At 69.7% G+C, this 19,480-nt stretch carries 18 protein-coding genes; 6 read left to right on the top strand and 12 right to left on the bottom strand.

The features are described from left to right. The first annotated feature begins 19 nt into the window (after positions 1 to 19). Both hpnD and hpnE read left to right on the top strand, forming a co-directional pair. The gene (gene hpnD / locus H8N03_RS26275; RefSeq protein ID WP_187075796.1) at positions 20 to 859 is read left to right on the top strand and encodes a presqualene diphosphate synthase HpnD; all 840 of its coding nucleotides are present in this window, start codon (positions 20 to 22) and stop codon (positions 857 to 859) included. Continuing rightward, entirely contained in the window at positions 856 to 2,121 is a 1,266-nt protein-coding gene (gene hpnE, locus H8N03_RS26270; protein WP_187075795.1) for a hydroxysqualene dehydroxylase HpnE, read from the top strand. The genes hpnD and hpnE overlap by 4 nt, the downstream gene beginning before the upstream one ends. Before the next feature lie 128 nt (positions 2,122 to 2,249). Here the strand turns inward: hpnE and H8N03_RS08770 are convergent, their stop codons facing one another. Next, a complete protein-coding gene (locus H8N03_RS08770; RefSeq protein WP_187075794.1) occupies positions 2,250 to 2,948 on the bottom strand; it encodes an HAD family hydrolase in 699 nt (232 codons plus the stop codon). A 17-nt stretch (positions 2,949 to 2,965) separates the two neighbouring features. Between H8N03_RS08770 and hemH the strand changes: the two genes are divergently transcribed. Next, positions 2,966 to 4,069 (top strand): ferrochelatase, encoded by a 1,104-nt coding sequence (gene hemH / locus H8N03_RS08765; protein WP_187075793.1) that lies wholly within the window; start codon positions 2,966 to 2,968, stop codon positions 4,067 to 4,069. A gap of 112 nt (positions 4,070 to 4,181) precedes the next feature. Here the strand turns inward: hemH and H8N03_RS08760 are convergent, their stop codons facing one another. The 11 genes from H8N03_RS08760 to H8N03_RS08710 all read right to left on the bottom strand — a co-directional run bounded on the left by H8N03_RS08760 (position 4,182) and on the right by H8N03_RS08710 (position 16,711). Continuing rightward, the gene (locus H8N03_RS08760; RefSeq protein ID WP_187075792.1) at positions 4,182 to 5,072 is read right to left on the bottom strand and encodes an alpha/beta fold hydrolase; all 891 of its coding nucleotides are present in this window, start codon (positions 5,070 to 5,072) and stop codon (positions 4,182 to 4,184) included. A 22-nt stretch (positions 5,073 to 5,094) separates the two neighbouring features. Next, positions 5,095 to 6,849, bottom strand: coding sequence for a carboxylesterase/lipase family protein (locus tag H8N03_RS08755; protein WP_187075791.1), 1,755 nt, complete (start codon positions 6,847 to 6,849; stop codon positions 5,095 to 5,097). Then, positions 6,836 to 7,972 (bottom strand): branched-chain amino acid ABC transporter permease, encoded by a 1,137-nt coding sequence (locus H8N03_RS08750; protein WP_187075790.1) that lies wholly within the window; start codon positions 7,970 to 7,972, stop codon positions 6,836 to 6,838. The genes H8N03_RS08755 and H8N03_RS08750 overlap by 14 nt, the downstream gene beginning before the upstream one ends. Before the next feature lie 10 nt (positions 7,973 to 7,982). Continuing rightward, positions 7,983 to 8,963: a branched-chain amino acid ABC transporter permease gene (locus H8N03_RS08745; protein WP_187075789.1), complete on the bottom strand. Its 981-nt coding sequence runs from the start codon at positions 8,961 to 8,963 to the stop codon at positions 7,983 to 7,985. Further along, complete coding sequence (locus H8N03_RS08740; protein ID WP_187075788.1) at positions 8,960 to 9,685, bottom strand: ABC transporter ATP-binding protein; 726 nt, start codon at positions 9,683 to 9,685, stop codon at positions 8,960 to 8,962. Before H8N03_RS08740 ends, H8N03_RS08745 begins: the two co-directional genes overlap by 4 nt. Continuing rightward, on the bottom strand, positions 9,682 to 10,455 hold the full coding sequence (locus H8N03_RS08735; RefSeq protein ID WP_187075787.1) for an ABC transporter ATP-binding protein: 774 nt from the start codon (positions 10,453 to 10,455) through the stop codon (positions 9,682 to 9,684). The genes H8N03_RS08740 and H8N03_RS08735 overlap by 4 nt, the downstream gene beginning before the upstream one ends. Before the next feature lie 170 nt (positions 10,456 to 10,625). Next, positions 10,626 to 11,822, bottom strand: coding sequence for a substrate-binding domain-containing protein (locus tag H8N03_RS08730; protein ID WP_187075786.1), 1,197 nt, complete (start codon positions 11,820 to 11,822; stop codon positions 10,626 to 10,628). Positions 11,823 to 11,984: 162 nt separating this feature from the next. Beyond that, on the bottom strand, positions 11,985 to 13,439 hold the full coding sequence (locus tag H8N03_RS08725; RefSeq protein ID WP_187075785.1) for a sigma-54 interaction domain-containing protein: 1,455 nt from the start codon (positions 13,437 to 13,439) through the stop codon (positions 11,985 to 11,987). Between the two features lie 62 nt (positions 13,440 to 13,501). Continuing rightward, complete coding sequence (locus H8N03_RS08720) at positions 13,502 to 15,013, bottom strand: tripartite tricarboxylate transporter permease (RefSeq protein WP_187075784.1); 1,512 nt, start codon at positions 15,011 to 15,013, stop codon at positions 13,502 to 13,504. Positions 15,014 to 15,161: 148 nt separating this feature from the next. Then, positions 15,162 to 15,674 carry a tripartite tricarboxylate transporter TctB family protein gene (locus H8N03_RS08715; protein ID WP_187075783.1) on the bottom strand — a complete coding sequence of 171 codons (513 nt, stop codon included), beginning with the start codon at positions 15,672 to 15,674 and terminating at the stop codon, positions 15,162 to 15,164. A gap of 77 nt (positions 15,675 to 15,751) precedes the next feature. Continuing rightward, positions 15,752 to 16,711 (bottom strand): Bug family tripartite tricarboxylate transporter substrate binding protein, encoded by a 960-nt coding sequence (locus H8N03_RS08710; protein ID WP_187075782.1) that lies wholly within the window; start codon positions 16,709 to 16,711, stop codon positions 15,752 to 15,754. Between the two features lie 110 nt (positions 16,712 to 16,821). Here H8N03_RS08710 and H8N03_RS08705 point away from each other — a divergent pair, with 110 nt between their 5' ends. From H8N03_RS08705 to H8N03_RS08695, 3 genes are read left to right on the top strand one after another with little or no spacing between them, the layout of a single operon-like run. Continuing rightward, on the top strand, positions 16,822 to 17,490 hold the full coding sequence (locus H8N03_RS08705; RefSeq protein WP_187075781.1) for a response regulator: 669 nt from the start codon (positions 16,822 to 16,824) through the stop codon (positions 17,488 to 17,490). Beyond that, positions 17,487 to 18,896: a sensor histidine kinase gene (locus H8N03_RS08700; RefSeq protein ID WP_187075780.1), complete on the top strand. Its 1,410-nt coding sequence runs from the start codon at positions 17,487 to 17,489 to the stop codon at positions 18,894 to 18,896. Before H8N03_RS08705 ends, H8N03_RS08700 begins: the two co-directional genes overlap by 4 nt. Beyond that, a complete protein-coding gene (locus H8N03_RS08695; RefSeq protein WP_187075779.1) occupies positions 18,897 to 19,331 on the top strand; it encodes an RNA-binding S4 domain-containing protein in 435 nt (144 codons plus the stop codon). The last annotated feature ends 149 nt before the right edge of the window (positions 19,332 to 19,480 follow it).

The following is a 19,480-nucleotide window of genomic DNA, read 5'->3' as shown; positions in this document are numbered from 1 at the left end:
GGGCCCTACAAGAACGAGCATGACGCCGGAACAGTACGTCCAGCAGAAGGCTGCCGCTTCGGGCAGCAGCTTCTATTACGCCTTCCTCTTCCTGCCGCCGCCGCGCCGCGCGGCGATCACGGCCTTCTACGCCTTCTGCCGCGAGGTGGACGACGTGGTGGACGAGGTCACCGACCCCGGCGTGGCCCGCACCAAGCTGGCCTGGTGGCAGTCGGAAGTCGCGAAGTCCTTCGCCGGCCAGCCCTCGCATCCCGTGATGCAGGCGCTGATGCCGCACGTGTCCGTGTACGGGCTCACGCAGGAGCAGCTGCAGGCCGTCGTGCGCGGCTGCCAGATGGACCTCGAACAGACGCGCTACCTCGACTATGCCGGCCTGCAGCGCTACTGCCACCTGGTGGCCGGCGTCGTGGGCGAAGTCTCCGCGCGCATCTTCGGGCAGGCGCAGCCGCAGACCACGGACTATGCGCACAAGCTGGGGCTCGCCTTCCAGCTCACGAACATCATCCGCGACGTCGGCGAGGACGCGATGCGCGGCCGGATCTACCTGCCCGTCAACGAGCTGCAGCAGTTCGACGTGAAGGCGCACGAGATCCTGCAGCGCAAGCACTCGGACCGCTTCGTGGCGCTCATGCGCTTCCAGGCGCAGCGGGCGCACGCGCTGTACGACGAGGCGCTGGCGCTGCTGCCGGCGGAGGACCGGCGCGCGCAGAAACCCGGCCTCATGATGGCCAGCATCTACCGCACGCTGCTGCGCGAGATCGAGGCCGAGGACTTCCAGGTGCTGAACCAGCGCATCAGCCTCACGCCCCTGCGCAAGCTCTGGCTCGCGTGGAAGGTCCAGGCTCTGGGCCGGCTGTGACGCGGCGCGTCGCCATCGTGGGCGCCGGATGGGCCGGCCTGGCCGCGGCCGTGGAGGCCGTGCGGCGCGGGCACCGGGTGACGCTCTTCGAAGCAGCGCGCACGCCGGGCGGCCGCGCGCGCAGCCTGCCGCTGGTGCTGCCGGACGGGCGTGAAGTGTCCGTCGACAACGGGCAGCACATCCTGATCGCCGCGTACGTCGAGACACTCGCCTTGATGGAAGCGGTGGGGGTGGACCCTTCCTCCGCGCTGTTGCGAATGCCGCTGGTGCTGCAGGACACGCGGGGCGAAGGCCTCGCCCTGCCCTCCTGGCCCGCGCCCTGGGACGCCTTCGCGGGGATCCTCGGTGCACGCGGCTGGCAGGCGCGCGACAAGCTCTCGCTGCTGCGGGCCGCCGTCGGCTGGCAGCTCTCCGGCTTCCGCTGCGACCCGGCAATGACCGTCGCGGACCTCACCCGCGGCCTCACGCCGCGCGTGCGCGACGACGTGGTCGACCCCTTGTGCGTGGCCGCGCTGAACACGCCGGCGGCCCGCGCGAGCGCCGAGGTCTTCCTGCGCGTGCTGCGCGATGCGCTCTTCGGCCGCGGCCATGCGGGCTGGGGCGGGTCGAACCTGCTGCTGCCGCGGCAGGACCTGGGGCGGCTGCTGCCGCAGGCCGCGACCGCGTGGCTGGCTGCGCATGGCGCGCAGGCGCGCATCGGCGCGCGCGTGCAGCAGCTGTCGCGCGCGGGCGAAGGGTGGGCGCTGGACGGCGAAGCGTTCGATGCAGTGGTGCTCGCGACGCCTTCGCTCGAAGCGGCGCGGCTCGTCGCGGAGAGTGGCGTCGGCGCGGCGGCGTGGGTCGCCGCAGCGCGGTCGCTCGCCCTCGAGGCCATCGCCACCGTCTACGCCTGGGGCGGGCCGCGCCTGCCGCAGCCGATGCTCGCGCTGCACGGCGGTCCTGCGCAGTTCGTGTTCGATCGCGGCCAGCTCGGGGGGCCGCAGGGGCTGCTCGCGTTCGTGGCGAGCGCGAGCCTGCGGGAGAAGGAAGTGCTGCAGGCCGAGGTGCTGGCGCAGGCCGCGGCGCTGGGGTGGGACGTGCGGCCGCTGCAGACGGTGGTGGAGAAGCGCGCGACCTTTGCCTGCGTGCCCGGGTTGGAACGGCCGCCGGTGGCGGTCGGGCCGGGGTTGTGGGCTTGTGGGGACTACGTCGAAGGGCCGTATCCGGCGACGCTGGAGGGGGCGGTGCGGAGCGGTCTCGCGGTGGCGGCGCGGCTCGCGTGAACGGTGGGGTTCGCTGCGCTCACCTTCCGCGGCTGTCGCCGCGCCACCCTACCAATGCAAACGTGCGTCCCGCATGTAGGGTGGCGCGATAGCGGCAGGTGAGCGAAGCGAACCCCACCGATCGGCGTTCACTCCCCCGCGAACAAATCCTTCAACTCCCCCAGGTGCGTCAACGTCACGTGCGGCTCCTGCTCGTGCGGCCAGATCGCGTCCGACCGGTTCACCCACGCCGCCTGCATGCCGGCATTCAGCGCCCCGAGCGCGTCGAGCGTCACGTCGTCGCCGACGTGCAGGATGAACTCCGGCATCGTGTCCACCGCGCCGGCCGCCGCGTGGAAGATGCGCGGGTCGGGCTTGCCGACGCCGAAATCGCGCGCGCACACCGAGGCGCGGAAGAAGCGGCCGAGGCCGACGCGCTGCACGTCCGCGTTGCCGTTGGAGAGCGCCACCAGCGGGAAGCGCTCCGCGAGGAACTCCAGCGCCGGCAGCACGTCGTCGAACAGCGTCACGCGCTGGCGCTCGGCGAAGAAGGCTTCGAACGCGGGCTCCGCCAGTTGCGGGTCGTCGCCGGCACGCGTGAGCGCGAGGCGGATGGACTCGAGGCGCAGCGCGCTCATGTCGTGCTTGAGGTCGGGGCGCGAGCTGGTCATCTCCGCGCGGATGTCGCGCAGGGCCGCCGGATTGGCGAACAGCGCCGACGTCATGGGCGCATGCGCCGACAGCCATTCGAGCAGCACCTTCTCCGCGCGCTCGATGGTGGGCCAGATGGGCCAGAGCGTGTCGTCCAGGTCCAGCGTGATGGCCTTGATTTTCCCGAGGGCGAGCATGGCGGCGAGAATAGCGCATGCCGTCCGACGCGCCCTCCCCCGCCGCCCATGCCCACACGCACGGGCAGGCGGCCCAGACCGCCGTGCTCCTGTGCAACCTCGGCACCCCCGACGCACCCACGCCACCGGCGGTGCGCCGCTACCTCGCGGAGTTCCTCGGCGACCGCCGCGTGGTGGAGATCCCGCGCGCCGTGTGGCTGCCGATCCTGTACGGGCTGATCCTGCCGCTGCGCTCCGCGAAGTCCGCGGCCAAGTACGCGACCATCTGGACGCCCGACGGGTCGCCGCTGAAGCTCTGGACCGAGCGGCAGGCCAAGCGCCTGCAAGGCTGGCTCGGCGAGCAGGGGCACCGCGTGCGCGTGGCGTACGCGATGCGCTACGGCACGCCTTCGATTGCCAGCCAGCTGCAGGCGCTGGCGGATGCCGGCGCGACGCGCATCCTCATTCTCTCTGCCTACCCGCAGTACTCCGGCACCACGACCGCGAGCGTCATCGACGCGGTGGGCGCCTGGGCGCGCACGCAGCGCCACGTGCCGGAGCTGCGCTTCGTGAACCGCTACCACGACGACCCGGGCTACATCGCGGCGCTCGCGCACCGCATCCAGCGCCACTGGCGCGAACACGGCCGCCCGGAGCACCTGGTCCTGAGCTTCCACGGCGTGCCGGAGCGCACGCTGCACCTCGGCGACCCGTACCACTGCGAATGCCGCAAGACGGCGCGGCTGCTGGGCGAGGCGCTGAACCTCGGCGCGTCGCAGATGACCGTGAGCTTCCAGTCGCGGTTCGGAAAGGCCAAGTGGCTGGAGCCGTACACCGAGCCCACGCTGCAGGCGCTGGCGCGCGGCGGAACGAAGCGCGTGGACGTCGCGTGCCCCGGCTTCACCAGCGATTGCCTGGAGACGCTGGAGGAGATCGCGCAGGAAGGGCGCGACGCGTTCCTCGCCGCGGGAGGGAAGGAGTTCCACTACATCCCGTGCCTGAACGACGAGACGGAATGGATCCACGCGCTGGGCGGGATCGCGGTGCGGCACATGGGGGGGTGGGAGACGCAGCGGCAGCCCGATGCGAAGGAGCTGGCGGCGCAGAAGGAGCGGGCGATGGCGCTGGGGGCGGCGCGCTAGACGCGCGAGCGCTGGGGTGCGCTATCGCGCAACCCAGCCTACCGCGCCGTCGCGGGCCGCGATGCACGCCGGGCCGTAGGCTGGGTTGCGCGAAGCGCACCCCAGCGCCCTTTCAAGCCGCGACCTTCGCCCCCGCCTCCGCCTGCTCGATGAACCCCATCACCAACTCCAGCTGCTCCGGCACATTCAACGCCGGCGCATGCCCGCACCCGGCCACTTCCACCACCCGCGTCAGCCCCAGCACCCCGGGCCCGCGCGTCAGCATCTCCGCCGCCGCATCCGCCAGCACCAGGTCCGACTCGGCCCCCCGCAGCAGCAGCACCGGGATGCGCAGCCGGTCGTAGTGCTCCCACAGGTCGTAGTCGTTCGGGTGGTCGATGAACTGCCGCACGATCGCCGGGTCGTAGTGCGGCGTCACGCGGCCGTCCGGCAGGCGGCGCGTGGAGGTCTGGGTGAGGCGGCGCCACTGCGCATCGCTCAACCAGCCGTAAGGCTTGTACACCTGCCGGAAGAACGCTTCCAGCTGCGTCATGGTGTCGAAGGCGGGCGGGCTGCCCGCGTAGCTGCGGATGCGCTCCAGCGCCGGCTCGGCCAGGCGCGGCGCATTGTCGTTCAGCACCAGGCTCTGGATGCGGTCCTTCAGTCGCGGCTGGGCGATGCCGGCCGCGCAGACCGTGCCGATCGCCCCGCCCATGGACGTGCCGACCCAGTGGGCGCGCTCCACGCCGAGCTGGTCCATCAGGTCCGCGGCGAGGCGCGCGTAGAAGGCCAGCGTGTACTCGGCCTTGGGGTCGGGGCTCCACTGGCTGAAGCCCCGCCCGAGGGTGTCCGGGCAGACCACCCGGTAGCCGGAGGAGGACAGCGCTTCCGCCAGTTCGTCCATGTCGCGGCCGGTGCGCGCGAGGCCGTGCCAGGCGATCACCGTGCGCGCGTGCTGCGCGCCCCACTCCGTGTAGTGGATCTCGCGCCCCGCGCAGGTCGCGTAGTTCGAACTGGATGGCATGTGCTTTCCTCCTCCCGTCACGTCACTCGACGTGGATCGCCTTCGTCGTCGGCGTGGCGTCGAAAACGATCTTCGCGGGCCACGCGGGCCAGCTGACGCCCAGCGACGCGTTGTTCGGGTCGCCGTTGCGCGCGAAGGTCCCGAGCGTCTGCATCATCGTGGCCGACAGCTCCAGGCGGCCCGGCCGGTTGGCCGTGTTGAACCACACGTTCCCGAACAGCGACGGGCCGAAGTTGCCGAAGAGGAAGGGCAGGTCCACGACGTGCACCGCGCCGTAGATGTCGTTCCACGGGGCCGGCTGCTCGTCCCAGTCGAAGCGGTAGTACCAGACGCTGGACTGCTGCGTCTTCAGCGCGTTGAGCACGTTGTCGCGGCTGTTCACGAAGAACACGCGGTTCAGCGCTTCGGCGCGTGCGGTGAAGCCCGTGGTCGGGGCGTTGACCGGCAGGTAGGACGCGGCGATCCACTGGTCCACCGTCGTCTGCGCCGCGGCTTCCGGGTTGTAGCCGAAGTGGTTGGAGAACAGCTGCGCGTCCGTGACGATACGCGCGTTGCCCGTGCCGCCCACCAGGGGCAGGAAGGACGGGAACAGCTTGCCCTCGTCGCGCGTGTTGCCCGCCAGCACCGGCACCTTCACGTAGTTGCCCGCGTTGATCGCGCCGATGGGGTCGGCCGCGACCACGGTCCCGTCGGGGATGGGCCCGGAACCCGCCAGGAGGGGCAGGCGCGTGAGCAGGGTCGTGAACAGCTGCTGCGGCGTCTTGCCGCGCAGGTAGGCCGCGATCTCGGCGCTGGTCTTGCCCGCGATGTAGGTGTTCGCCGAAGCCGCGTCCGTGGCGAGGCCGTCGACGATCAGCAGCTGCTGCAGCAGCGTCAGGCCCTGCAGCTGGTACTGCGACAGCGGCGACAGCGTCGGGATGCTGCCCACCGGCAGGTTGCTCGCGAGCGAGATGCCGCCGGACAGCGGCACGTTGCGGTGGAACAGCTTCGGGTTCGCCGCGGTCATCTGCGGCGAGGTCTGCAGCGCCCACACGTTGATCGCGCCCGCGGACTGGCCCATGATCGTCACGTTGTCCGGGTTGCCGCCGAAGGTGCGCGCGTTGCCGCGCACGAACTGCAGCGCCTTGATGCTGTCCAGGATCGTGTAGTTGCCCGAGTCGTTGGCCGGGTCGCCGGTCTTGAGCTGCGGCAACGTCAGGAAGCCGAGGATGCCCAGGCGGAAGTTGGCCGTGACCACCACCGCGTTCGCCGCCTTGGCGAGCGCCGCGCCGTCGTACACCGGGTCGGCGGTGTAGCCGGAGACGTTGCTGCCGCCGTGGAAGAACACGATGACGGGCAGGTTCTCGTCGCGGTTGGCCGGACGCCAGACGTTCAGGTACAGGCAGTCCTCCTGGCCGACGGCCTGGTTCAGCGTGGTGCCGATCGTCGCGTCGTAGCGGTTGTTGCTGCCGGGGCCGTAGATGCGGCCGTACTGCGAGCAGGCGGGGCCGAACGAGGTGGTGGTCTTCACGCTCGTCCACGGCGTCGCGTCCTGCGGCGGCTGCCAGCGCAAGGCCTCCACGGGCGGCTTCGCGTAGGGAATGCCTTTCCACGCGAACGTGCCCGTCGCGGTGTCTTCCGCCCCCTTGATGGGGCCGAGCGTGGTGCTGCGCAGCGACACGTCCTGCAGCGCGCCGCCGATGTCGATGCCGCCGCCGCCGCACGCGGCCAGAAGCAGCGGCACGCCGAGCGCTGCCGCCCATGCGCACTTCGCCAATGTCTTGCTAGTTCTCAACATAGTCTCCTTGCACTCTCTTCTGGGGGGATGCGGCCGGGGCCGCGGGAAGGGATGGAGACCGCACCGGCGCAGCGGCGCGCAGGGCGCGCAGCCGCCCGACCACGCCGGTGGGGAAGTAGTAGACCGACAGCACGAACAGCAGCCCGAGCCAGAGCAGCCAGCGGTCCGGCGAGAGCAGCGCGGCGAGCGTGGGCACGCCCGCCACGGCGCCGCTCGCGAGCTTCAGCAGGTCCTGCAGGTAGCTCTGGGCCACCAGGAACAGGGCCGAGCCGATCGCCGCGCCGTAGATGGTGCCCATGCCGCCGATCACGACGATCAGCAGCACGTCCAGCATGATCTCGAACGACAGCGTCGTGTCCGGACCGTTGTAGCGCAGCCAGATCGCCAGCATGGCGCCGGCCAGCGTCGCGAACAGCGCGGACAGGACGCTGGAGATCGTGCGGTACACCACCACGCGGTAGCCGATCGCCTCCGCCCGGAACTCGTTCTCGCGGATCGCCTGCAGCACGCGGCCGAAGGGCGAGTTGACGATGCGCAGCATGGCGAGGAGCAGCACCGTGGCCACGACGAACAGCAGGTAGTAGCAGAGGAGGCGCCCGTCGTACGCCTGGCCGAACAGCTCGAAGTCGAAGCTCGGCGAGATCACTTCCGGCATCTTGAAGGTCAGGCCGTCCTCGCCGCCCGTGATCTCCGACAGCTGCGAGGCCAGCGTCTGGAAGGCGGCCGCGAACGCGAGCGTGATCATCGAGAAGAAGATGGCGCGCACCCGCAGCGAGAACAGGCCGATGGCCGCCGCGAGCACCAGCGACAGCACGAGCGCGGCCCCGATGCCGATGGCGAGCGAGCCCCACCCTGCCCCCAGGCGCGTGGAGGCGATCGCGACGCCATAGGCGCCGATGCCGAAGAACATGGTGTGGGCGAAGCTCACGATGCCCGTGTAACCGAGCAGCAGGTCGAAGCTCGCGACCAGCACGATGAACACCAGGATCTTGGCCGCGACGTTCAGCGCCTTGACGCCGGGGATCGCGAAGGGAGTCACGGCGAGCGCGACGAAGATCGCGAGCAGGATCACCGCCAGCACGCGGCTGCGCGGGTAGTCGTTGGAGAGGAGGCGCGTCAGCATGTCTGCGTCCTCACTTGCTCAGGGCGTAGACGCCCTGCGGACGCCACAGCAGGATGGCCATCATCAGCAGGATGTTGGAGAAGAGCGCCGCCTTCGGCACCAGGAAGCCGGTGTAGTTGGCCATGAGGCCCACCAGCAGCGCGCCCACGAGCGCGCCGGTCGTGGAACCCAGCCCGCCGATGATCAGCACGATGAAGATCAGCACGTTGACCTGCGCCCCCATCTGCGGGATGACGTTCTGCTGGTACAGGCCCCACATCACGCCGCCCAGGCCCGCGAGCGCGCTGCCCACGACGAACACGCCGACGAAGAGCACGCGGATGCGGTAGCCGAGCGACTCCACCATCTCGCGGTCCTGCACGCCGGCCCGGATCAGCAGGCCGATCTTGGTGCGCGTGAGCGTCCACAGAAGCACGCCGAAGACGACGATGCCCACGACGACGGCGATCAGGCGGTACTTCTCCACCGCGGCGTCGCCCAGGTACAGGCTGCCGCGCATGCCTTCGGGCAGCGGCAGCGGGATCTGCAGCGGGCCCCAGATCACCTTGATCAGTTCCTCGCCGATGATCATCCCCCCCATCGTGATCAGGATCTGCTTGAGGTGGTTGCCGTACACCGGCCGCACGATGAAGCGTTCGAAGGCGAGGCCGATGGCGCCCGCGACCAGCATGGCCACGACCATCGCCGGCAGCACGGCGAGCAGGTTGCGCCACAGGCTCTCGGAGCCCGTGTAGTCGCCCATCGCGCCCAGCACGCTGGTCGCGACGAAGGCACCCAGCGCGATGAACACGCCGTGGCCGAAGTTCAGCACGTCCATCAGGCCGAAGACGAGCGTGAGGCCCGAGGCGATGATGAAGATGATCATCCCCATCGCGAGCCCCGCCACCGTGAGCGTGAGCCAGGTGGAGGGCGAGCCCACGAAGGGCAGCACGAGCAGGGCGAGCACCGGCACGAGCGCCAGCGGCTGCCAGTCCATTTCCTTGAAACTCATAGCGCCAGCCCCAGCAGCGAGTGCTGCAGCTCCTCGTTCTCCGCCAGTTCCTTCATGGCCCCGGCATGCACCACGACGCCGTTGTCCATCACGGCCACCGTGTCGCCCAGGCGCTTGGCGAAGTTGATGTTCTGTTCGACCAGCAGGATGGTCACGCCCTTGGCCTTCAGCTGGCCGAAGGCATCGATCATGTTGTTGATGATCGCGGGCGCCAGGCCCTTGCTGGGCTCGTCGATGATCAGCAGCTCGCGCGGCTCCACGATCGCGCGCGACACCGCCAGCATCTGCTTCTGCCCGCCCGAGAGCTTGCCGGCCGGGTGGTTCCAGAACTTCTCCACCGCGGGGAACAGCGAGAAGATCCACTGCAGGCGTTCCTGGTCGATCGCGGACGCGTTGCGCGCGCCGCGTGCGGCCAGGACCATGTTCTCCTTGACCGTCAGGTCCGCGAAGATGCCCATGTTCTCGGGTACGTAGGCGACGCCCAGGCCGGCGATCTGCGGCGTCGGCAGCGCGGTGATGTCCTGGCCGTTGAAGACGATGCGGCCTTGCGACGCACGCCACAGGCCCATGATCGTGCGCAGCGTCGTCGTCTTGCCGGCGCCGTTGCGCCCCAGGAGCATGGTGAGCTGGCCGCGGGGCACGGCGAGGTCGACGCCGTGCAGGATGTGGTACGCCCCGATGTGCGTGTGCACGCCGGAGAGGGTGAGGAGGTTGTCGCTCATGCCGCCTCCTTTTGCGAGACGCCGAGGTACGCCTCTTGCACCACGGGCGATGCGATCACTTCCGCCGGCTCGCCATCGGCCACCAGCGTGCCGTTGTGCAGCACGATGATGCGGTCCGCGAGTTCGCGCACCACGTCCATCTTGTGCTCGACCAGCAGGATCGTCTTGCTGCGGTCGGCCTTCAGCTTGCGAATGAGGTCCAGGATCACGGGCGCTTCCGCGTGGTTCATGCCGGCAGTGGGCTCGTCGAACATGTAGACCTGCGGCTCCAGCGCCATCAGCAGCGCCACTTCCAGCTTGCGCTGGTCGCCGTGCGGCAGGTTGGCCACGAGCTCGTGCTCGCGGTCCTTCAGCGCGATGGACTCCAGCAGTTCGTCGGCCCGCGCGAGCAGGTCGGCATGGTCGCTCCACACGCTCCAGAGGTTGAGGCCGCGACGGTGCGTGCCGCCGCGCGTGGCCTGCACGGCCAGCCGCACGTTCTCCAGCACCGTGAGGCGCGGGAACAGGTTCGTGAGCTGGAACGCGCGGCCGAGGCCCGCGCGCGTGCGCTCCGACGCGGAGGCGCCGGAGAGGTCGCGCCCCCCGAGCGTCACCGTGCCGGAGGTCGCCTTGAGCTGCCCCGAGATCAGGTTGAAGTAGGTCGTCTTGCCGGCCCCGTTGGGCCCGACGATGGCCGTGAGCGTCCCCGGCTCGAAGGCGCAGGTGACGCCATTGACGGCGACGTGGCCGCCGAACCGGACCGTGAGGTCGTGCGTGGCGAGTTGGGTCATGGCTTCCGCGAGGCGCGTCCCGAATGCCGCGCCAGAAAAGGAGATGAAGAACGCAGAGGTCGCAGAGGTGGCGCAGAAGTCGCAGAGAACAGCCCTCCAGAGGATGTCTTCCTCTGCGGCCTCTGCGTAGTCTCTGCGCCCTCTGCGTTCCGGAAGTCCGTGTCCGGCCGTTAGCGCTTGTTGCGGATCGGAACCTGCATCTCTTCCGGCTTGATCTCGTGCACCAGTTCCGGCACGCCCCACGGGAAGGCCGGGTCCACCTTGATCTTGAAGTGGTACATGCTCTGCATGGCCTGGTGGTCTTCCTTGCGGAAGGTCATCTTGCCCTTGGGCGTGTCGAAGGACATGCCTTCCATGGCGGGGATCAGCTTGGCGGCCGTCGCGTCGCCGTTGGTCTTCTTCAGCGCGGTGACGAGCGCCATGGCGGCGGAGAAGCCGCCCGCGGTGAAGAAGTCGGGCGGCGACTTGAACTGCTTGTAGTGCTGCGACACCATCGCCTCGTTGGCCGGGTTCTTCGGGATGCCGAAGTAGTAGTAGGTGGCGCCTTCCATGCCGGGGAAGCGCTTGTACGCGGTCATCGCGGGCAGGATGTTGCCGCCGGTGCCCACTTCGATGCCGTAGCGCTTCTGCAGGTCGGCATCGGCCAGCGCGTTGAAGGGCGGCGTGCCGCCGGCCCACACCACGGCGATGATCTTGCGGCCCGGCTTGTCCTTCAGCGCCGCGATCAGGCGCTGGATGCCGGCCGTGAAGTCCGTGGTCGTCATCGGCAGGTACTCTTCGTGGACGATCTTCGCCTTCTTCAGCGCGTCCTTGAAGGCCTTCACGCCGTCGCGGCCGAAGGCGTAGTCCTGGGCCAGCATGGCGATGGACACGTTGTCCTTGTCCACGGCAACGGCGTTGGAGATCGCGTCCTGCGAGCTGTTGCGGCCGGTGCGGAAGATGTACTTGTTCCACTTGTCGCCGGTGATGGAGTCGGCCACGGCGGGCTCCACCAGCAGGACCTTCTTGTATTCCTCGGCGACCGGCAGCATGGCCAGCGCGACGCCGGAAGACGTCGGGCCCACGGCCACGTCCGCCTTGTCGTCGGAGTACGCGGCGGCCAGCAGCGACTTGCCGAGGTCCGGCTTGCCCTGGTCGTCCTTCTCGATCACGACGAGCTTCCTGCCGTTGATGGCCATCGTGCCGCCGGTGGCGTAGTCCAGGCCCATCATGAAGCCGGTCTGGGTCTGCTTGCCGTAGGCCTCGAGCGGGCCGGTGCGGCTGTAGATGTGCGCGATGCGGATCTCGTTGGCCTGCGACCAGGCGAGAGGCGCGGCGAAGGCGGTGGCGGCGAGGGCGGCGATCGCGGCCCAGGTGCGTCGTTGCATGGGGTGTCTCCTGACGTTTTGGATGCGGGAACCGGGCGGCTCTTGCATTCGCCGTGCCAGGTCGCAAGTGCTTGTCACGTCAGGCTTTTTCCGCGCCCGCTGGAGGAACTGTCCGACGTTCAGACAATGAAATTGCCTGAAGTCCAGACAATTGTCTGGTTTTCAGGCAACCAGTTCCAGCCGTTCGTACAGCTTGGCGCGGGAGATGCCGAGCAGGCGGGCGGCGGCGAGCTTGTTGCCGCCGGTGGCGGCCAGCGCGGCCTGGATCGCATGGCGTTCCACTTCGGCCACCTGTTCCGCGAGCGGCCGCAGCACGTCGCGGGAGGGCAGCGCGGCGAGCGCGCGGGGAGGCGGCGCAGGCGGCAGGCGTTCGATGCCTGCCTCGCGCAGCACTTCCTCCAGCAACTGCTCGTCGATCTGCTGCGCGTCGCTGCGCATCGCGGCCTGCTCCAGCACGTTGCGCAGCTCGCGGATGTTGCCGCGCCAGCGCTGCGAGGACAGCAGCGCGATCGCCGCGGCATCGAGCTCGAAGGGCGCGGTGCCGTTGCGGATGGCGATGTCCTCGACGAGCACCTCGGCGATCGCGGCAATGTCGCCGGCCCGCTCGCGCAGGGGCGGCACCTTGATCGGCAGCACGTTGAGGCGGTAGTACAGGTCTTCGCGGAACCGGCCTTCGCGCACCAGCGCGGCGAGGTCGCGCGAGGTGGCCGCGATCACGCGTGCGTCGAACGGCACCACCTTGTTGGAACCGAGCGGCTCGATCTCGCCTTCCTGCAGCGCCCGCAGCAGCTTGGGCTGCAGGGCGAGCGGCATGTCGCCGATCTCGTCGAGGAACAGCGTGCCGCCGTCGGCCAGCTTGAACTTGCCGTCGCGGCCCTTGCGGTCGGCGCCGGTGTAGGCACCGGGTGCGACGCCGAAGAACTCCGCCTCCAGCAGCGTGTCGGGCACCGCCGCGATGTTGACGCTCACGAAGGGACCGCGCGAACGCGCGGAAGCGGCGTGGATGCCGTGCGCGAGCAGTTCCTTGCCCGTGCCGGTCTCGCCGAGCAGCAGCACGGGGCTGGACGACTGCGCCGCCTTGCGCGCCTGCCGCTTCACGGCCACCGCCCCGGGGCTGCCGCCCACGAAGCTCGCGAGGGTGTGCTTGCTGCGCCGCTGCGACGCCAGCTCGCGCCGCGCGTCCTCCAGGTCGCGCTGCAGGTTGGCGAACTTGTGGATCAGGGGCTGCAGGTTGGTCTCGGGATGGTCGAACAGCACGATGCCGAGCGCCCCGATCACGTTGCCCTGCTCGTCGCGCAGCGGGATGCGGCTGACGCCGAAGGTGCCGGCCTTGTTGGACAGCAGGTCGATCAGGATCGGCTTGCCGGTCTCCAGCACGCGGTGCATCTGCGTGTTCTGCACCACTTCGGAGACGGGATGGCCAACGAAATCCTCCACCCGCTCGTAGCCCAGCGCCGGCAGGAAGCGCTTGTACTGCTCGTTGACCCAGACGACGCGGGCGTCGCGGTCCACCAGCAGCATGCCTTCGCTGGCGTTGGCGAACAGGTCGAACATGGAGCGGGCCGCCAGCTCCAGGATGCGCTGGCCGTCGAGGGGCAGCGAGGCGTCGGACTTCATGCGCCGGATGTTAGCGCCCGCGCCGGGATGTCAACTCGGGGGAGACGAGAAGGAAGAACGCTTCAAACCGCCGCCAGCCGCTCCCTGCGCGCCGCCATCCGCTTCCAGATCCGCGGCAGCGCCAGCACCGCCACGATCACCACGATGAGGCCGAGGGACATCGGGCGCTCGATGAACACGCGCGCGCTGCCCTCGCCGATGGACACCGCGTTGCGCAGCTGCGCCTCGGCCAGCGGGCCCAGGATCATGCCGACCACCACGGGCGCCGTCGGGAAGTCGAAGCGGCGCATCAGCACGCCCACCAGGCCGATGCCCCACAGCAGCACGAGGTCGAAGGCGCTCTGGCGCATGCCGTAGGCACCCACGGTGGCGAAGATCAGGATGCCCGCATAGAGCTGCGGCTTCGGGATCTTCAGCAGCTGCACCCACAGCTTCACCATCGGCAGGTTCAGGATCAGCAGCATCACGTTGCCCAGGTACAGCGACGCGATCAGCGCCCACACCAGCGCCGCGGAGGTCGTGAACAGCTGCGGCCCCGGCTGGATGCCGTAGTTCTGGAACGCCCCGAGCAGGATGGCGGTGGTGTTGGAGGTCGGGATACCCAGCGTGAGCAGCGGGATCAGCGCCGTGGTCACGGTGGCATTGTTGGCGGCTTCGGGGCCGGCCACGCCTTCGATGGCGCCGGTGGTGCCGAACTCCGCCTTGTCCTCGCCCTTGGCCAGCTTCTTCTCCACCGCGTAGCTCAGGAAGGTGGGAATCTCGGTCCCGCCGGCGGGGATGCAGCCGAAAGGCGCACCGATGGCGGTGGCGCGGAACCACGCGGGGATCGAGCGCTTCCAGTCCCGCTTCGACATGTACACGCGCGACATCCTGTTCTGCGTCTCCACGACGCGGCCTTCGTACAGCGCGAAGTACAGGACCTCGGCGACCGCGAACAGGCCGACGGCGACCAGCACGATCTCGATGCCATCCAGCAGCTCGGGGATGCCGCCGGTGTAGCGCGCCTGCCCGGAGATCTGGTCCATGCCCACGCAGCCCAGGGCGAGGCCCAGGAACAGCGAGGTCATGCCGCGCAGCGTGCTCTGTCCCAGCACCGCGCTCACGGTCGTGAACGCCAGCACCATCAGCAGGAAGTATTCGGGCGGCCCCAGTTTCACCGCGAACTCGGCCACCGCCGGCGCGAACATCGTGACGAGCACGGTCGCGATCGTCCCCGCGACGAAGGAGCCGATCGCCGCCGTCGCCAGCGCCTGGCCCGCGCGCCCGCTCTTGGCCATCTTGTTGCCTTCCATGGCCGTCACCATCGACGCGGTCTCGCCCGGCGTGTTCAGCAGGATCGAGGTCGTCGAGCCACCGTACATCGCGCCGTAGTAGATGCCGGCGAAGAAGATCATGGACGCGGTGATGTCCACCTTGGCCGTGATCGGCAGCAGCATGGCCACGGCCACGGCGGGGCCGATGCCGGGCAGCACGCCGACGGCCGTGCCGAGCACGCAGCCGACGAAGGCCCACAGCAGGTTGACCGGGCTGATCGCCGTGGCGAAGCCTTGCAGGAGGGAGGCGAAAATATCCATATCAGTTCTCCGCGGCGACTCGTCGAGCGCACGCCAACAACGCGCGCGCAGCCTGACTCAGTGCCACCGCGGAACCGGCTTTGCCGGGCCGCTGGTGGCGCCCCCTTGAGGGGGAGGCGCCGAAGGCGCTTCGGGGGTGGGCCATCCTTCAAATCCAGCCGGTGTTCGTGAGGCCCGGCAGGTTGATGGCCAGGAATTGCGTGAAGGCCCAGAACACGGGCGCGGAGATCGCCGCGCCGGTGAGCGCGTCCACCGCGATGGTCGACGGACCGGCAGCCTGCCCCTGCGCGCGGCGCAGGCCTTGCACCGCCAGCAGGTAGCACAGCGTGCAGCTCAGGATGAAGCCGATCGTGGTGATCAGCGCCGCGTTCGCGAGCAGGCCAGCCGACACCCACACCAGCCCCGGCCACCAGCCGCGGTCCGCGCCCGAAGGCTCCTCCATCTCGCGGAAGCCCCCGGTGAGCGCCTCGCGCACGATCAGGACGCCGCAGACGGTCAGCACGACCGACACCACCCAGGGCAGGAAGTTGGGGCCGACGCCGCCGTAGCCCGCTTCGCCGGGAATCTTCAGCGCGCCGAAGGCCAGGGCCAGTCCGGTGAGCGTGACGATCGCCCCCACCAGGATCTGCGCGGTCGGCCGGGAATCTGCCTGTGTTGTCATGGTTCTGCCCTCCACGGGACCCGTACGAAAAGAAAAACGCCCGGCGAACCGGGCGGAGACTGCTGACGGTGCCGGCGTCAGACCATGCCGGCCTTGACCATCGTGGCGCGCAGCATCGCGAACTCGTTGTCCACGAACTGGTCGAACGCGGGGCCGCTCAGGACGGCGGGGGTCCAGTCGTTCTTCTCCAGCGCTTCCTGCCACGCCTTGGTCTTCAGGGCGGCCAGCACCATGTCGGTCAGGTGCTTGCGCTGCTCGGCGGAGATGCCGGGGGCGCCGTACACGCCGCGCCAGTTGCCCAGTTCGACGTTGATGCCCTGCTCCTTCAGCGTCGGCACGTTGATGCCCTTCAGGCGCTGCGGCGAGGTGACCGCGATCGGGCGCATCTTGCCGGCCTTGATGTACTCGGCGAACTCGCTGTAGCCCGAGCCGCCCACGGTGACGTTGCCGCCCAGGATGGCGGCGGTGGCCTCGCCGCCCCCACGGAAGGCGACGTAGTTGATCTTCGCGGGGTCGACGCCCACTTCGCGCGCCAGCATGCACGCGGCGATGTGCTCGGTGGAGCCGCGCGAACCGCCGCCCCATTTCACGCTGCCCGGGTCCTTCTTCAGCTGGGCGACCACGTCGGCCATCGTCTTGAACGGCGAGTTGGCCGGCAGCACGTACACGTTGTACTCGCTGATCAGGCGCGCGATCGGCGTGGCCTGCGACAGGCTCACCGGCGGCTTGCCGGTGATGATGCCGCCCAGCATCACGGCGCCCATCACCATCATCGCGTTCGGGTCGCCCTTGCTGCCGTTGACGAACTGCGCCAGGCCCAGCGCGCCGGCGGCACCGCCCTTGTTGTCGTAGGTGACGCTGTCGGCGACCTTCGCGTCCTGCAGCGCCTTGCCCAGCGCACGGCCGGTGGTGTCCCAGCCGCCGCCCGGGTTGGCGGGGATCATCATCTTGACGTTCGCGGCGGCGCGGGCCGTCAGGGGCAGCGCACCGGCCGCGGCCAGGGCCGCGAGGCTCTTCAGGAATTCGTCTCTACGCACTTGTTGTCTCCTGGGTTGGAACCTGCCGATGGTGGACCGCGTCGCTGTCATTCGGCTGTCCAACGTACTAGGGAAAGTGCTAATGTCCGCCCCCGGCGATGATGGCGGACATGAAGTTGTTGCTGGTCGAGGATGACCCGTCCATGCAGGTGGCGCTGAAGCGCACCCTGCAGAACCGGGGCATGGACGTCCATCTCTGCAGCGACGGCCGCGAGGCGCTCGCGCGCTGGAAGGCGAGCCCGCCCGACGTGGTGATGCTGGACCTCACCCTGCCCGGCATGGACGGCCTGCTCGTGCTGGAGGAGGCACGCCGCAGCGGCCTGAGGACGCCGGTGCTGATCCTCACCGCGCGGGGCACCGTCGGCGACCGCATCATCGGCCTCAACACCGGCGCGGACGACTACCTCCCCAAGCCCTTCGACCTCGACGAGCTCGAGGCGCGGCTGCGCGCGCTGCACCGCCGCGCGCCCGGCCGGGCCGGCTCGGAGCCTGGCGTCGGTGGCCTCGCGTGGGATCGCGAGAGCGGCGCGATCCACTGGCGCGACGAGATCCTGGAACTCGCCCCGCGCGAGGCCGCGTTGCTGCAGGCCCTGCTCGCGCGCCCCGGCCACGCCGTGCCGAAGGAGCGCCTGTTCGAACTCGTGTTCCCCGGCGAGACCGACGTGCAGTACGAGGCCATCGAGGTCGTCGTCTACCGCCTGCGCAAGAAGCTCGCGCACACGGGCGTGAAGCTCGTGACGCTGCGCGGGCTGGGCTACCTGCTCAAAGCGGGCGAATGAAGTTCGCGGGGTCGCTGCGCAGCTTTCTTCTCGCGGGCATCCTGCTGCCCGTGGGCATCGTCGTCGCCGTCAACGCGGCGAGCCTCTATCGCAAGACGCTCGCCGCGGTGAACACCGCCTACGACCGCACCCTGCTCGCATCCGCCAAGTCCATCGGGGAGCAGCTCGCGGTGACGGGCTACGACGAGGCCGCGGTGCTGCGCGCCACCGTGCCCTACTCCGCCCTGGAAGCCTTCGAGGCCGACGTGCAGACGCGCATGTACTACCGCGTCTCCAACCTGCACGGGCAGCTCGTGTCCGGCTTCGCCGACCTGCCTTTCTGGCACGGCACCATCCCGCCGCAGCCGCCGTACGCGGCGCTGGTGAACTTCTACGACACGGAATACCGCGACATGCAGGTGCGCGTGGCCGTGCTGCTGCAGCCGGTGGCGAGCCCCGGCGGGCGCGCCATGGCCGTCATCCAGGTCGCCGAGACCCTGGAGCTGCGGCGCAAGCTCACGCGCCGGATCCTCATCGATTTCCTGTGGCAGCAGGCCGCGCTGGTGGCGGTGATCGGGCTGGTCGTGGTGGTGGTCGTGCAGGGCGCGACCCGGCCGGTGCGGCGGCTGAGCCAGGAGCTGCAGGCCCGCCCCGAGGGCGACCTCACCCCGCTGCCGGCCGCCGGCGCGCCGCGCGAACTCGTGCCGCTGCTGGACGCGACCAACGAGGTGATGGCGCGCCTGGCGCACATGCTGGACAACCAGAAGCGCTTCATCCGCGACACCTCGCACCAGCTGCGCACGCCGCTGGCCGTGCTGAAGGCGCAGGTGCAGTCCGCGCTGCGCGGCGACGTCGAACCTCGGCAGGCGCTGGGCGAGATCCGCGAGACCGTGGACCGCGCCACGGTGCTCGCCAACCAGATGCTGTCGCTCGCGAAAGTGGAACAGCTGCGCCAGCAGGCCGACGTGCAGGCGAACGACCTGTCCGAGGCCGTGCGCGCGGTGGCGCTGGACCTGGCGCCGCTGGTGGCCGACAAGGACATCGAGTTCGACATCGAGACGGTGCCCGCGCCCGTGCTCGCGCACGAATGGATGCTGCGCGAGCTCTCGCGCAACCTGCTGCACAACGCCATCAAGCACACCCCGCCCGGCGGCACGCTGTCGGTGCGGGTGCACGCCGACACGCGCACGGGCGCCCTCGTCGTGAGCGACAGCGGCCCGGGCATCCCCGCCGAGCTGCAGGCGCGGCTCTACCAGCCGTTCTCCGCCGGCGACGTGCGCAGCGGTTCCGGGCTCGGCCTGGCGATCTGCCAGGAGATCGTGCGGGCGCTCGGCGGCACGATCGAGCTGGAAAACCGTGAAAAGGACAGCCGCGCGGCCGGCCTGACCGCCACCGTCCGCCTGCCGCTGGCGGAAAATGTCGGCTGAATGGAACGACTGCGCATCGACAAATGGCTCTGGGCCGCGCGCTTCTACAAGACGCGCAGCCTCGCGACGGAGGAGATCGACAAGGGCCGCGTGGCCGTCAACGGCCAGGAGGTCAAGCCTGCCCGCGAGGTGAAGGTGGGCGACACGGTGGCCCTGCGGCGCGAAGGCGTCACGCGGACGGTGATCGTGAAAGGCCTGTCCGGCGTGCGCGGGCCGGCGCCCGTGGCGCAGCAGCTTTACGAAGAGACGGCCGAAAGCCTCCAGGAGCGCGAACGCGCCGCGGAGCAGCGCCGCTATGCGCGCGAACCGTCGCTGTCCATCGAGCACGGCCGCCCGACGAAGCGGGGCCGGCGCGAACTGGACGAGGCGCAACGGCAAGGGTGGGGAGATCGCTGGAGCGCGTCGATCGACGACGACGGGTCGAACAAACGGTGAGGGAAGGTTTGTCATTGCGGGCTTGACCCATGCCTGTCCGGAGATTTCAAAGGAGAGGCAGTTGGGCGGGGGAGCCGTCGCTTTCATCGTAGAGCGACACCTCGCTCAATAGCCGTTCCAGAGGGACTTTCTCGAACAGGTTCAGGCTG

The organism is Ramlibacter cellulosilyticus, assembly GCF_014297465.1.
Classification (GTDB): domain Bacteria; phylum Pseudomonadota; class Gammaproteobacteria; order Burkholderiales; family Burkholderiaceae_C; genus Ramlibacter; species Ramlibacter cellulosilyticus.
This window is presented reverse-complemented; position numbering and strand designations above follow the sequence as displayed.